This is a genomic window from Ectothiorhodospira magna (genome assembly GCF_900110965.1).
Classification (GTDB): domain Bacteria; phylum Pseudomonadota; class Gammaproteobacteria; order Ectothiorhodospirales; family Ectothiorhodospiraceae; genus Ectothiorhodospira; species Ectothiorhodospira magna.
Window position 1 is genome coordinate 35,850 of record NZ_FOFO01000019.1, and the last position, 14,637, is coordinate 50,486.

At 60.9% G+C, this 14,637-nt stretch carries 14 protein-coding genes; 1 reads left to right on the forward strand and 13 read right to left on the reverse strand.

From position 1 onward, the window contains the following. Positions 1–38: 38 nt before the first annotated feature. The 12 genes from BMX62_RS08895 to BMX62_RS08950 form a co-directional block, all read right to left on the reverse strand. Positions 39–1,358, reverse strand: coding sequence for a flagellar hook-length control protein FliK (locus tag BMX62_RS08895; RefSeq protein ID WP_090207584.1), 1,320 nt, complete (start codon positions 1,356–1,358; stop codon positions 39–41). Between the two features lie 80 nt (positions 1,359–1,438). After that, entirely contained in the window at positions 1,439–1,882 is a 444-nt protein-coding gene (gene fliJ / locus BMX62_RS08900) for a flagellar export protein FliJ (protein WP_238375924.1), read from the reverse strand. A gap of 2 nt (positions 1,883–1,884) precedes the next feature. Continuing rightward, entirely contained in the window at positions 1,885–3,303 is a 1,419-nt protein-coding gene (gene fliI, locus BMX62_RS08905; RefSeq protein ID WP_090207590.1) for a flagellar protein export ATPase FliI, read from the reverse strand. Continuing rightward, complete coding sequence (locus BMX62_RS08910) at positions 3,296–4,099, reverse strand: flagellar assembly protein FliH (RefSeq protein ID WP_090207593.1); 804 nt, start codon at positions 4,097–4,099, stop codon at positions 3,296–3,298. The genes fliI and BMX62_RS08910 overlap by 8 nt, the downstream gene beginning before the upstream one ends. A gap of 67 nt (positions 4,100–4,166) precedes the next feature. Then, the gene (fliG, locus tag BMX62_RS08915; protein WP_420795819.1) at positions 4,167–5,180 is read right to left on the reverse strand and encodes a flagellar motor switch protein FliG; all 1,014 of its coding nucleotides are present in this window, start codon (positions 5,178–5,180) and stop codon (positions 4,167–4,169) included. After that, the gene (gene fliF, locus BMX62_RS08920; protein ID WP_090207600.1) at positions 5,164–6,828 is read right to left on the reverse strand and encodes a flagellar basal-body MS-ring/collar protein FliF; all 1,665 of its coding nucleotides are present in this window, start codon (positions 6,826–6,828) and stop codon (positions 5,164–5,166) included. Before fliF ends, fliG begins: the two co-directional genes overlap by 17 nt. A 19-nt stretch (positions 6,829–6,847) precedes the next feature. Continuing rightward, positions 6,848–7,171: a flagellar hook-basal body complex protein FliE gene (gene fliE, locus BMX62_RS08925; RefSeq protein ID WP_090207603.1), complete on the reverse strand. Its 324-nt coding sequence runs from the start codon at positions 7,169–7,171 to the stop codon at positions 6,848–6,850. 50 nt (positions 7,172–7,221) lie between these two features. Beyond that, positions 7,222–8,235 (reverse strand): sigma-54 interaction domain-containing protein, encoded by a 1,014-nt coding sequence (locus BMX62_RS08930; RefSeq protein WP_090207607.1) that lies wholly within the window; start codon positions 8,233–8,235, stop codon positions 7,222–7,224. Positions 8,236–8,403: 168 nt separating this feature from the next. Further along, positions 8,404–9,864: a sigma-54 dependent transcriptional regulator gene (locus BMX62_RS08935; protein WP_476588299.1), complete on the reverse strand. Its 1,461-nt coding sequence runs from the start codon at positions 9,862–9,864 to the stop codon at positions 8,404–8,406. A 138-nt stretch (positions 9,865–10,002) separates the two neighbouring features. Then, positions 10,003–10,578, reverse strand: a complete 576-nt coding sequence (locus BMX62_RS08940; RefSeq protein ID WP_090207612.1) for a PilZ domain-containing protein — start codon at positions 10,576–10,578, stop codon at positions 10,003–10,005. A 12-nt stretch (positions 10,579–10,590) separates the two neighbouring features. Then, on the reverse strand, positions 10,591–11,991 hold the full coding sequence (mpl, locus tag BMX62_RS08945; RefSeq protein ID WP_090207615.1) for a UDP-N-acetylmuramate:L-alanyl-gamma-D-glutamyl-meso-diaminopimelate ligase: 1,401 nt from the start codon (positions 11,989–11,991) through the stop codon (positions 10,591–10,593). Then, entirely contained in the window at positions 11,988–12,512 is a 525-nt protein-coding gene (locus tag BMX62_RS08950) for a hypothetical protein (protein WP_090207618.1), read from the reverse strand. Before BMX62_RS08950 ends, mpl begins: the two co-directional genes overlap by 4 nt. A 95-nt stretch (positions 12,513–12,607) precedes the next feature. Between BMX62_RS08950 and BMX62_RS08955 the strand changes: the two genes are divergently transcribed. Then, positions 12,608–13,828, forward strand: coding sequence for a phospholipase D-like domain-containing protein (locus BMX62_RS08955; RefSeq protein ID WP_090207621.1), 1,221 nt, complete (start codon positions 12,608–12,610; stop codon positions 13,826–13,828). 4 nt (positions 13,829–13,832) lie between these two features. Here BMX62_RS08955 and BMX62_RS08960 read toward each other — a convergent pair whose 3' ends face one another. Continuing rightward, a complete protein-coding gene (locus BMX62_RS08960) occupies positions 13,833–14,588 on the reverse strand; it encodes an MlaA family lipoprotein (RefSeq protein ID WP_090207625.1) in 756 nt (251 codons plus the stop codon). Positions 14,589–14,637: the final 49 nt, after the last annotated feature.

Below are 14,637 nucleotides of genomic sequence, written 5' to 3' on the forward strand. Positions count from 1 at the left end.
TGGCAGGTATGCATGATCAGTTTGCGCGGCACACCCCGTCAGGCATAGGCATCCAGCAGTCCAGTACCCGAGGCCCGATCATCCCCTTCGCCCCTGGCGGCTGACTCCAGATCATCCCCCTGATCTGCCCCTTCCCCCTGCAAACCGCCATTGGCCAAAGCATCATCCCCACCCTGTCCCCCGGACTGACGCCCGGAAACATCCACGTTGACCAACTGGATACCCTGCTCGGAAAACATCTCCCTCAATCGGGGCAAGGCTGCATCAAGGGCTTCCCGGGTCTGGGCATGATGGGCCAAAAACTGAATATTGGCCCGATCCCCTTCCATGGCGATACGCACATCCACCGGACCTAGCTGGGCTGGATTGAGCCGCAGTTCTGCAGCCTGCATGTTGTGGTTCACCATCCACAGCACACGACTCCCCACCGCCTGCCCCCAATTGGGCCGGGACAGGGGCACCGTCACCTCCAGGGGACGGGGGGCGGTGGATGAAGTCTGGGACGAGAGGGTGGTCTCGCTGGCCAGGGGGGTCAGTGGTGTGGTGTCACGGCCTGCCGGGGTGGATTCCGTAGACATACGCCCCACCAGGGCATGTAATGCCTGGGGCATCACCGATCGCTCTTCCCCCGCAGGGACGGACTGGGATTGCAATACCTGGGCCACCGCCGCCGCCAGGGCATTGAGTTCGGGACGATGACCCGCCCTCGGAGCACGGGATTCATCAGTCAGGGCCACAGGCTCTGCCCCTGGATTCCCGACAGACCGCCAGGCCGCTGCCAGGGTGGCCAGGGCCGTCTCGGGCGACTTTTGGGCCAGCGCATCGGCATCCACCCCGGCCTGATTCATCAACGATTCCAATAGCCGACTCAGACCCTCCTCGGGAGACAGGGTGGCCCATGCTTCATCATCCACATCAGCCTGGGCCAACAAGGATTCCAGCACCAGAATCAAACCGTCCTCGGGGGGCAGCAGGGCCAGGGATTCCCTGTCAATCCCGGTCTGAATCATCAAGGCCTCCAGGACTGGCAACAGATCATTCTCGGGAGACAGGGTCGCCAATGCCTCCGCATCGATACCCACCTGATTCATCAATGCTTCCAGAATCGGCAGCAAAGGTACGGCATCCTCCAGTCCATCCATCTCCGACGAGACCATCGGCTCTCCTTCCTTGAGCCATTTCGACAACGCTTCCGCTGGCACAGCCCCCTCCTGAGGATGGCCCGGCCCCAGCAATGCCTTGAAACTTTTGTGAAAATCCTGACCGTCTTCCCCAGCGGCCTGGAGCCACAGGGGCATCCCCGTATCCAGGCCACCGGCAGACGACTTGCCCAATACAGAAAAAGGAATAAGTGACATATTGATCAATCCTCTGCAAGGAAACCTGCAAATCACGAAAGGGGGTGTCAGGGAAGCGGCAGATCAGCCGGGGAACCCCGTCAACCGATGCTGCGGGATACCCGCCCGCTACGATCATCCTGTTCAAACTGTTCGCGCCGATCCTGCTGCCTGAGCTCTTCCCGCTGAAACTGTTCCACCACCCGATTCAGGGCGGTGGTCTTGCCCCGCGCTTCCACCCAGTGACCACGACTGGTTTCCAGTTCCCGACGGGCCGTTTCCACCAGCCGGGCCTGCTGCTCGATGGCCTCATTGAGACGGTGCAGGAACAGACGATAATCCCGGGCCGATAATGCAGTCATACCCAGCCCGCTACGGGATTCAAAATGCAGGGCATATTCATCCCGGTAGCTGCTCAGTTCCTCAAGCCGGTTCAGCCGCTCATCCAGGGTCTGCTGGGATTGGCCCAGACGCTGGGCCGCCTGCTGCTGACGACCATCGGCCACCTGCAATACCGGTTCCATACGCTTGGATCGAGTAACCATGCTCAAGACCTCTGCTGTTTCATCCGTGCCTCAGGCACGGGAGGGGGGGGCGGTGTCTCCATCAAATGATCGAGAGCCTTGAGGCTCTCCTTGAAATTCACCGACTGCCGCATATCCTGCTGCAAGTACTGTTCCAGTCTGGGCTGCAGAACAATGGCCTCATCCACCCTGGGATCAGAACCCCGCTGGTAGGCACCGACACTGATCAGATCCCGGTTTTGCTGATAATGGGAATACACCTGCTTGAACCGCCGGGCCACCTGGATGTGGCCGGGGTCTACGATGTCGTTCATGACCCGGGAGACGGAAGATTCGATGTCGATGGCGGGATAACGCCCTGTGTCGGCAATCCGGCGCGACAGCACCACATGGCCGTCAAGAATGGCCCGGGCGGCGTCGGCAATCGGATCATTGGTATCATCCCCTTCTGCCAGTACCGTGTAGAACGCCGTGATGGAACCATTGCCCTGATCTCCATTACCAGCCCGTTCCACCAATTGAGGTAACTTGGCAAATACCGAAGGGGTATACCCCTTGGTGGCCGGTGGTTCACCGATGGCCAGGGAAATCTCCCGCTGGGCCTGGGCAAAGCGGGTCAAAGAATCCATCAGCAGCAACACATCATGGCCCTTATCACGAAAATACTCGGCAATACTGGTGGCCAGCATGGCGCCGTGCAGGCGCATCAGCGGCGGATGGTCTGCCGGTACCGCCACCACCACCGCCCGGGCCAACCCTTCTGCACCGAGAATATTCTGTACAAATTCATTCACTTCCCGGCCCCGCTCACCGATCAAGCCAACCACGGTGATATCGGCGGTGGTATATCGGGTCATCATCCCCAACAGCACACTCTTGCCCACGCCACTGCCGGCAAACAGGCCCATCCGCTGCCCCCGCCCCACGGTGAGCAATCCGTTGATGGCCCGTACCCCCACGTCCAGAGGATCGTGGATTGGACGCCGGGACAGGGGATTGACGCTGCGGCCATTGAGTGAAACATGATCATCACAACGGGGCGGGGGCCGACCATCCAGGGGACGGCCTGAACCATCCAGTACCCGCCCCAGCAAGGCATCGCCCACCTGGACATCATGGTTATGGCGAATGGGCACCACCCGGGCACCTGGGGTCAGGCCACTCACCTCCCCCACCGGCATGAGAAAAGTTCGCTCACCGGAAAAACCCACCACTTCCGCTTCAACCCCGTGGCCCCCCGGACACACAATCCGGCAGCGGCCACCAACGGAAATTTGACAGCCCTCCGCTTCCAGGGTGAGTCCCACCATCCGCACCAGGCGACCTTCCGCCACCACCGCCTGGGCCCGATTGGCTCTGGCACGATAACGGGACAGGTTTTCCATCAGTGCGGCGGTCCGCACCGCCGGGCGCAGGGCCTGGGGCAAGCCAGCATCAGACATGGGGATGGGTCTCCTGCCGGCCTTCTGCGGCCTGTTCTGATTCTGAATCGGAACCGCGCTCTCCCCCCCAGGCGGCGGTAATCACCGCGTTCAGGCGAGACTCCAGGGTGGCATCCACCCGTGAAGTGTCGGTCATGACCCGGATACCCCCGCGACTCAAGGCCGGATCCTCCACAATGGACCAGGGCCGCTCCAGCTCGTCCAGCCGCAGGGTTTCCCGCACCAGCCGGGCATCTTCCGGATGCAGGTGCAGACGGAGCTTGCGCTCGGCACTGGGCAACGCCTCCAGAGCCTGGCGCAGTACGGCCACGATGGCCCCAGGGTCAGTCTTGAGTTCCCGGCGGACCAGTTGACGGGCCACAGCCATGGCCAGTTGCACCAGTTCTTCCTCCACTGCCGTATCCAGTGCCTTGTAGGGCTGTTCCAGTCCCTGGATCAAGCCATCCAGCAGAGCCAGTCGCTCCTGGATCTTGTGGGCACCCGCCTTCATCCCCTGGGCATGGCCTTCAGCCTGACCTCTGGCCAGTCCCTCCTGACGCCCCTCCTCCAGCCCTTGGGCATGACCCGCCTCCCGCCCCAGACGCAGCCCTTCCTCATAGGCTTGACGCTCAATCTCCAAAATGCGCTCAGCGGTTGGCAGGCTGGTCGGGGTGTCTTCCCCGGCACCGTCCTCATCGGTCTTTGGTGCCTTGGTTTCGGTCACCAGCTCACAGTCCGCCAAAGGCCCGTGAACGTCGGGAACCTCCCAACGCTGCGCCCCCTGACCCTGCTCCGATGTAATGATACGTTCAGCCATAACACCTTATTCTCCGCACCCACGCCGACCGGGTTTCAACCGGGGACCATAACCTGCAGCAGACTGCCTACAGCATCTGCTCGCCGCCCTTGTTGCCCAGTACGATTTCTCCTGATTCGGCCATACGGCGGGCAATACCGAGAATTTCCTTCTGTGCCACCTCGACCTCGCTCAGACGCACCGGCCCCTTGGCTTCCAGGTCGTCCAGCAACATCTCGGCAGCTCGCTTGGACATATTTCTGAAAATCTTGTCCTTGACAGCATCGTCGGCACCCTTGAGGGCCAATACCAAAGAATCAGTAGATACTTCCCGCAGCAGGGACTGAATGCCCCGATCGTCCACATCCACCAGGTTGGCAAAGACAAACATCAGGTCCTGAATCTTCTGGCCCAGGGATTCGTCCAGCTCCCGCACCTTGTCCATGATCTCGCCTTCGTTGGTGGAATCCATGAAATTGAGGATGTTGGCCGCACTCTTGACCCCCCCCACGGAAGAGGACTTGACGTTCATATTGCCCGCAAACTGACGCTCCAGAATATCGTCCAGTTCCATCAGGGCCGACGGCTGCACCCCGTCCAGGGTGGCAATGCGCATCAGCACATCCGGCTGAATACGGCCCGGCAGGAATGACAACACGGCAGCGGAATGATCTGGATCCAGATAGGACAATACGATGGCAATGATCTGAGGATGTTCCAGACGAATGACCTCAGCCACGGCACGGGGGTCCATCCACTTCAATGATTCCAGTCCCTTGGAATTGCGGCCCAGCAGGATGCGATCAATCACACCATCAGCCTTGTCCTTGCCCAAGGCTGTGGTCAGTACACTGCGTATGTACTCATCCGACCCCATGCCCAGGGCAGTCTGCTCTTCCACTACGGCAATGAAATCATCCAGTACTTCGCCCACCTGGGTCTTGGAGACATTGGCCAGGGTAGCCATGGCGGTGCCGATTCGCTGCACCTCCTTGGGCCCCATGTGCTTGAGTACCTCGGCGGCGGATGCCTCACCCAGACTCATCAGGAATACTGCGGCCCGGTCCGGGCCTGCCAAATCGCTCTTAGTTTCCATCGTCAGCCACCCAGTTCTTTACCACTTGAGCCACCAGTTTGGGGTCTTCCTTGATCAGTTCGCGCACCCGTTGCAGATTTTCTTCATAGGTTGCCGGCTTCTTGCCCGGCAGATGCAGGGGATCTCCTGCGTCATGGGTCAGACTGAGTTGATCCTCACCCACTTTTTCGCCCCCTTCCAGTTGCTTGATGCCACCGGCCTCATCGGTTTGTGCCTCAGAGGCGCCCTTGGCCGCCAGACCCTTGAGCATGGGCCGTACCACCAGCAGGATCAACAGCAGGGCCAGCAAAGCCACCAGAGCCAGTTTCGCCAGATCCTGTACCCAGGGTTCCTGCCAGATGGCCGGCTCAGGGAAAACATCGGTTTCAGCCACCATGCGGAACGGGGCATTCATCACATTAACACTGTCACCCCGGCGGGCATCAAATCCCACTGCCTCCCGAACCAGCCGTTCAATGCGCTGCAGTTCTTCCTCGGGGATGGGGGCGCGGATCAGCTCACCTTCCTCGTTGGTCTGATCACGGAAGTCCAGCACCACCGCCACCGACAGACGACGCACAGTACCCGGCGCCTCCCGTACATGGCTGATGGTACGATCCACCTCGAAATTACGGGTCATGCGGCGGCTGCTGGAACCAGGCAGGGTATCACCGTCCGGTCCAAGTACCCCCTCCCCCTCGGCGTCCAGGGCGCCACCAGCAGGCGGCTGGTTGGTCAGGGCGCCGGGTATGCCCATCATGCCCAGATTGCCCCGGGTTTCTTCCTCGGCCAGCTGTTCACTGCGCAGGGCCGTCAGCTCCGGGTCATAATTTTCGATGGTCCGCTCGATGCGGGAAAAATCCAGATCGGCGGAAACCTGAGCACGCACCCCATCGGGACCGGCAATGGGAGTCACGATCTCCATGATACGCCGTACATAGCTTTCTTCCACCCGGCGGGTAAATTCCAGGTTGCGGGTGGACAGGTTCATGCCCTCGTCCTCATCCCTGGGGGTCAGCAACCGGCCCTGCTGGTCCACTACGGTGACCCGCTCCGGTTCCAGCTCCGGAATACTGGAAGACACCAGATGGACGATACCTGCCACCTGACGTTCTGTCAGGCTCCGGCCCGGATGCAGATTCACCAACACCGAAGCGCTGGGCTTGGTACGGTCGCGGACAAAAACCGATTCCCGGGGTTGTGCCAGATGCACCCGTGCGAATTCCACGCTGGAAAGGGTGGCCACCGAGCGGGCCAGTTCACCTTCCATGGCCCGGTGATAGCGAGCGGTCTCCACCAGACGGCTGGTGCCGATGCCCTGATCCTGCTGCATCAGCTCAAACCCAAAGCCAGTGTCCTTGGGCAAGCCCTCTGTTGCCATTTGCAAGCGGGCTTCGTGGACCCTGGTGGCGGGCACCTGAATGGCACCAGAAAGCGGGTCGATGCGATAGTTGATGCCCTGACGCCCCAGGGCCTCCATGACTTGGGCCGACTCCCGCTCCCCCAAACCGGGGAACAGTGTGGCGTAACTGGGGCGGGTTGCCCAAATGAACAGGCTCACCACCAGTGCGATGGTCGCGGCCACCCCCACCAGCAAGCCGATCTGGCTCTGGCGGGGCAGACTGGTGAAGCCCTGCATCTGCTGATTGAACGTTGTGGTCAATGAAGTGGCCATGATGATTCCCTGATAAGACCTACACCTGCATGTTCATGATGTCCTGATAGGCGGACACCAGCCGATTGCGCACCTGGGTGGCAGCTTCAAAGGAGACACTCGCCTTTTGCGTGGCGATCATCACCTGAGCCAAATCCACATCCGGGTCACCCATTTCAAATCGGGTGGACAAGTGATTCCCCTTCTGCTGGGCGCCGTTCACCTTGTCCAGGGATTGTTTGAGTGCTGCAGCAAAATTGGGCTGAACCGGGGTTGTGGCTGTGACTTTCGGCCCTTCCAGACCCGCACTGGCCGCCAGAACCCGCATTTGCTGAAGTACCTGATTAATTTGCATGTCGCTCATTTTAAAGCCCTCCCATCCTCAGCCATGGGGCCAAGAATCGATATGATCAATCAATAGGGAATGGTGACCCCGGCATCCCGCAACCTGGCCAATTTGTAGCGCAGGGTACGCGGGCTGATGCCCAGGCGGGCTGCAGCGTCCTTGCGACTGCCGTCTTCGACCCTCAGGGCATCCAGGATCAACTGCTCCTCCCTGGAGCGCAGGCTGTCCCCAAGACGGCGGTTCTCGGTTCGCGGGGCCAAAGGGACAGAACGGGTCTGTACACCCTCGGGAGGGGCCATGGATTCAAACTGGATGGCTGCAGCGTCCAGGGCCTCCCCGTCACGCAGGATCATGGCCCGCTGGATGACGTTATCCAGTTCACGCACATTGCCAGGCCAGGTATGGTCCATCAGCCGGGCCGCCGCAGCTGCAGACAGGCGAGCCTGATCGATACCACGACCGTGGATGTAAATCAGGCGTCTGGCCAGGGGCAGGATGTCACCGGGACGTTCCCGCAGGGGGGGGATGACCAAGGGAAAGACATTGAGACGGTAAAACAGATCTTCACGGAATTGACCGTCGGCCACCGCCTGCATGAGGTTGCGGTTGGAAGTGGCCAGGATACGCACATCCATTTGCACCGGACGGCGGCCTCCCAGTCGTTCCACTTCCCGCTCCTGCAACACCCGCAGCAGCTTGGCCTGCAGGGACAGGTCCATTTCCGAAATTTCATCCAGTAAAAGGGTACCGCCTTCTGCCAGCTCAAATTTGCCGGGACGGGATTCGTAGGCACCGGTAAAGGCACCGCGCTCATGCCCAAAGAGCATGGCTTCAAGCATATTTTCCGGGATGGCTGCGCAATTGACAGCCACGAAGGGACCAGCGGCGCGCAGGGAGTGAGCATGAATGAACCTGGCATAAACCTCTTTGCCCACCCCCGACTCACCGTTGAGCATCACGGTCGCCTCCGAGGCAGCCACACGACGGGCCAGCTCCACCAATTCACGGCTCCGGGGATCTTCCGCCACCAGCTCGGCTGTATCCTCCAGAGAATCCATTGTCAGAAGTGTCGACTGGGTCATCTTACCTGCTCCGAGATGTTGTCCGGTTATCGATTACCCCTGATGGTGACGAAACACCGACGAGGGATAAGTCTTCAACCAGACTAAAGCAGGTATCGTGCCAGACACTTAAAATGCTTTTAAAACAAAAATTTAAAAATTAAAAATATTCAGAGTGCCATTATTTCGTCATCCATCCTCTCGCTGGATGCTGTATTTCCGCATTTTTTCCACCAGGGTGGTACGACGCATCCCCAGCAACTTGGCCGCATGGGCCACCACCCCCTCGGAACGGTCAAGAGCCTGACGGATCAGATTGATTTCCAGGTCATTGATATATTCCTTCAGATCAATTCCCGATGGGGGCAGGTCAGTAGGCGACGGTATCCCGTCACCGGGTCCGATCCCCTTTTCGGCGTCTTCCAGTTCCTGATCCGTCAAACCGGCACGGAAACGGGCCGGGAGATCGGCGGGGGATACGGTTTCTCCCGGATACATGATGGACAGGCGCTCCATCAGATTGGCCAATTCCCTGACATTACCCGGCCAGTCATAGCGTTCGAGGATCTGCAAGGTGGCCGGAGCAAATCGCACACCGGGCCGGCCCTCGGCTTCCATACGCACGATCAGTTCGTCGATGAGCAAAGGCAGATCCCGCCGGCGGTCCCGCAGGGGGGGCACCTCAATGGGGAAGACATTGAGGCGATAATAGAGGTCTTCCCGAAAGGACCCTTCACCGATGGCGGCTTCCAGATCCCGGTGAGTGGCGGCAATGATTCGAGCATCCGTGGTCAGGGTTTTGGTACTGCCCACCCGCTCGTAGGTGCGTTCCTGCAACACCCGAAGAATTTTCACCTGCATGGGCAGGGGCATGTCACCGATTTCATCCAGAAACAGGGTACCCCCCTGGGCCAGTTCAAAGCGACCTGGCCGGGCACTGATGGCTCCGGTAAAAGCACCTTTTTCGTGACCAAACAGTTCACTTTCGAGCAATTCGCCGGGAATGGCACCGCAGTTGACCGCCACAAAAGGCTTGCCACGTCGGGCGGAGCATTCATGGACATTGCGGGCCACCACCTCCTTGCCCGTACCGGTTTCCCCCAGAATCAGCACATTGGCATCGGTCATGGCCACCTGCTGAATCAGTTCGCGGATACGTTGCATGGCCCGCTGGTATCCCACCAGGGAACGATACAGGGCCGGGTGCTGGATCTTGTCCGGGGCAACGCCGTTCACTGCCAGATGCCGGGCGGTCTGCAGACTGCCGGAAAGGGCCGGATAACGCAGGGGAAAATCCAGCCGGCCCAGCAGACGGGTCCGCAAGGTATCGGGCAACTCGGCAAACTCGCCTGCATCCCCGGCCAGAATCAGGGGAACCGGGGAGGCCAAATCGGCCACCTGTGTCAGCAAGGCCGGCCTCTGGCGGGCCACACAACCGCTGAGCATCACCGCCAGCCAGGGCGTCTGCACGATGTCGTCATTCCAGTGGGCCGGATCGATCACCCTGGGCCTGCAGCCGAGAAAATCCAGTACCGTTTCCAGGCGCAGGGCACGATCTTCATCCTGTGCCATCACCAGCACCTGATCCGGGACGGCCTCCACCGGATCGATATCCTTGTCCTGCAATAACGATGTGTCATGAGTTTTCATCATTTTGCCCGGGAAAACCCGTCCTTTTTTTCCAGTAAAAAAACCGCCATCATCTCAATACTCCAAAAATAAACCCTGACAGATCCGGTCATGTACCCCACGGCTCAAGCCGGAGGCTTTGGCTGTCAATGGGCTGACTCATTCGCCAGGGTTACGCTCTGTTTTGCAACGGCTCAGGGCGATGCCACGACGATGGCGCCGGAATATCATTTTCTGAATACCATCTTCCAGGACAGGACTTAGCCCCTGGAACAGCACCGACACCGCAAAACCGTCACCACGGGACTCACAGGCAATCACCCGCGCATACAGCAGCAATGGCCGCGGTAGCTGCGGACAAAGATAAAAATCAAGCCGTAAATTTTGACCCGGCGACAATGGCTCAGGCTGTACCCAGCCCATGCCCTCCATGGAAAGCTGAACCGGCACCGCCGGCGGCAGCAGGGTTTGGGCATGCAATAGCGCCCCCACCATCTCCACCAGAAAATTAAGTTTGGATTCAATGCGAATCAGCTCCTGGCTGATGTCGCTTCCATCTTCGGTACGGCGAGGCGGCGAATCGTCCATGCTGGCACAGACCCGCAGCAATCCTTCGTTTGTTTCATTGATACGGGCCATTTCCTCAACGGCAGGCACCTGATCAACAGACTCAACCACCAGCGGCAAACGATCGCTGATGACCAGCACATCCTTGAAGGGATCATCTTGGGTCATAACATCATTGGATCAGCATGTGGGCACCGTTGCAAGGCGGCTGATATCACCCGATGGGTCCAGGGCGGCCAGTAGCCGCTCGTGCAACCCACCAAAGCTGCCATTGCTCATGATCAGGATATGGTCGCCAGGCCGGGCAACCGCCACCAACCTCGTGATGAGTGCATCCAGAGTAAAGGCCGATTCGCCCCGTTCGGCCAGGGCATCCAACACCGTCTGGATATCCCATCCCAGGTCCGGTGGTGCAAACACAAACGCCCGATCCGCCTCGGTCAGCGCCGTGGCCAGGGTCTGTCGATGGACCCCCAGGCGCATGGTGTTGGAACGGGGTTCCAGCACCGCCAGGATACGGGCCTTCCCCACCCTGGCCCGAAGGGCCTCAAGGGTGGCGGCAATGGCAGTGGGATGGTGGGCGAAATCGTCATGGACCGTCACCCCGCCCACCGTGCCCCGCACCTGCAGCCGCCGCTTGACCCCGGCAAAGCGGGACAGCGCCGACACACCGGCCTCGACCGGCACCCCCACATGCCTGGCCGCCGCCAGGGCCGCCACCGCATTGCTCATGTTGTGATGTCCGGGCATGGACCAGCGGGCCTCGCCCACCGGGAGGTCCCGATGGTGGAGACGAAAATGGCTGCCGTCGGGGCTCAGGGCCTCTCCCCGCCAGTCCATCCCACCATCGGTTCCGAAACGCTCCACCGGCGTCCAGCACCCCATGGCCAATACCCTTGAGAGCGCGGCGTCATGACCCTGGCACAGGATGCGCCCCTCCCCCGGCACGGTGCGCACCAGATGATGGAACTGCCGCTCGATGGCGGCCAGATCCGGAAAGATGTCGGCGTGATCATATTCCAGATTGTTCAGGATCAGGGTTCTGGGATGGTAATGGACAAACTTGGAACGCTTGTCGAAGAAGGCGGTGTCGTACTCGTCGGCCTCCACCACGAAGAAGGGCGTCTCCCCCAGTCGGGCCGAGACCTGGAAATTATCCGGCACACCGCCGATGAGAAACCCCGGAGACAGTCCCGCGTCCTCCAGTATCCAGGCCAGCAGGCTGGCGGTGGTGGTCTTGCCGTGGGTCCCGGCCACCGCCAGCACCCAGCGATCCTTGAGTACGTGCTCCGCCAGCCATTGGGGACCGGAGGTATAGGGAATACCGCGATTGAGCACGAACTCCACCGCCGGATTGCCCCGGGTCATCACGTTGCCGATGATCACCTCATCTGGTGCCGGGTCCAGGTGGGCAGGATCGTAACCCTCGCTGACCGGGATGCCCTGGGCCGCCAGCAACGTGCTCATGGGCGGGTAGACCTGCTGGTCTGAACCGGTCACCCGATATCCAGCAGCCCGGGCCAGCAGGGCCACGCCGGCCATGAAGGTGCCGCAAATCCCCAAAATATGTACATGAATCATGACGGCATGAGCGCCGTGTAGAGCATTTCACCGGCAATGGCCGCCAGCATCAGATACAGCACCGCCAAAGCCACCCCACCGGCGACGGTCTGCAACCCCAGGGCACTGCGCAGAATATTGCCATACACCGTAAGCAACCAGCCCAGCAATACCAGGTAACCGACAGTGATATAGAGGGGAATCTCGGCGGGCACTTCCGCGCCCCGCAGACTGTACACCAGGGGCAGCATCATCAGCCCCAAAATCACCCCGGTCCCCAGCAAGGCAGTCAAGGTCTGGTTGAACCGGGCCGGCAGCCCCCGCCAGGACAGCAACAGGGCGGTATAACCCGCCAGCATGGCCAGATCCATCCCCGTCTGCAGGATGGCCAGCTGGAAGGGATAGAACGGCAGGGCCACGATCAGACCCACCACCAGGTAGGCGATGATGCACAGCCATAGCAGCAGGGCCGAGGCCGGCAGGTCCTCTGGTCCTTTCTGCATGAGGGTCAACTGGATGAAGGGTTTGATCAACGCGTACATGCACGGCCCTTGTATGACGTCCCGATGATTCGATGACGGTCGCGTGAGATTCGTGCAAGGATATCATGTTGCCCCCGGCGCACAGCACACCCCACATGAACACACCCTTCAAGACTCACCGCTCGCCCCCGGCCCGGGGGCCTCACCGTTATCGGCTCAGGGTCGATGGTGATGATTTCTTTCCCGCCATGGTGGAGGCCATCGAATCGGCGCGGGAGCGGGTGCTGCTGGAGATGTACCTGTGCAGTTCCGGTGCGCTGACCACCCGATTCATCGATGCCCTGTGCCTGGCCGCGACCCATGGTGTGGAGGTTTGCGTGCTGCTGGATGATTTCGGCAGCCTGGCCCTCTCCGGTAGCGATCGGGGGCGTCTGCTGGCCCATGGCGTGCAGCTGGGCATGTATAACCCACTGGGTCTGAAGCGGCTCCATCTGTCCCTGTTCCGGGATCACCGCAAGCTGCTGGCGGTGGACGGCAAGGTGGCCTTCGTGGGCGGTGCCGGGCTGACCGATGACTTTGATCCGCGCTTTGCCGGCGACCAGGCATGGCACGAGGTCATGCTGGAGATACGGGGGCCCTGCGTGACGGACTGGGAACACCTCTTTGCCAGAACCTGGTCCCGATGGCATGCCCATCCCCTGACAGTGCCTGCCACGCCGACCGGTGACCACGGTCCGGTGGATGGCCGGATGGTGGGCAACAGTCTCCTGGGGGGGCGCCCGGTGATGCGCTCGGTGATTGCCGCCGTCAAGAAATCACGGCGGCGGGTATGGATCACCACGGCCTATTTCGTGCCCACCCTACGTCTGCGCCGGGTGCTGGCCCGGGCCGCCCGCCAGGGCGTGGATGTGCGGTTGCTGGTGCCGGGACCGAAGACGGATCAGCCGGCGGTCCGGCATGCGGGGCGGCGCTTCTACGGGCGGCTGCTGCGGGCGGGGGTCAGGATCTTCGAATATCAGCCCCGCTGCCTGCATGCCAAGTACGTGATCTGTGACGACTGGAGCAGCGTGGGCTCCAGCAATCTGGATCACTGGACCCTGCGCTGGAACCTGGAGGCCAACCAGGTGGTGACCGCGCCGGACACCGTGGCGACACTGGCCGGGCTGTTTACCGGCGACCTGGACCAGGCCCGGGAATGGACCCTGGGGGAGTGGCAGGCCCGGAGCCGCTGGCACCGGCTGATGGAGCGGTTTTTCGGCGCCCTGGACGAATGGCTGGTGCAACTCAGTTACATGCGGGATATCCGCGGCGCAGACAAGGCCCTGCGCCGGGGCATCCATGCCCCGACGCCGAACCCGGCCTCCCGGGCGCGGTGACGACTCAGAAGTCGTCGTCCCAGTCCTCCAGTTCCTGCAATAAATCGTACTGGTCCTGACTGGGGGCACCATCGCGCACCAAAAATTCCCGGCGCTGCAGATAGGCATTGCGCAAGGCCATGTAGCGGTCGGTGGCCACCTCTTCCAGGGCACGTTCGGTGGGCAGGAAACCGGCGCGGATGTCAATGATGTCCACCACCAGCAGGGTATTACGGACGGCAGTTTCATCGTAGTAGTACAGCGGATGGGTCACTCCGTCCACCACCCGGGCCGGGGCATCCCGCAGGGTGCTTGGCCCCAAAAAGGGCAGTACCAGATAAGGGCCTGAAGACACCCCCCAGCGCCCCAGGGTCTGTCCGAAGTCCTCGTTGCTCTTTTCCAGCCCCATGGGGCTGGCCACGTCGAACAGCCCGAACACCCCGAAACTGGTGTTCATGATGATGCGGGTCAGATCCGAGGCGGCGTCATGGAACTTGAACTGCAGGGTATTGTTGGTCATGTTGACCACATCCCGCAGGTTGGAGAAGAAGTTGGTGACGCCGGTCTGTACCGGCTGAGGTACATGGCGCTCATAACCCTGGGCCACGGGCTTGATCACGGCGGAATCCACCGCGTCATTGAACTGGAACATGGCCCGGTTATAACTCTCCCATGGGTCCCGGGGATCACGGGATTCCGGGGGGACGGTGGCACAGGCGGGCAGTAGCAGGACGGTCAGCAGCAACAACCAGACCGGATGACGAGGCTTGGACAGCTTCACGGGCAATACCTGTGGCAGCGATGAATGCGTGGGGGTATCCCTACCCTCA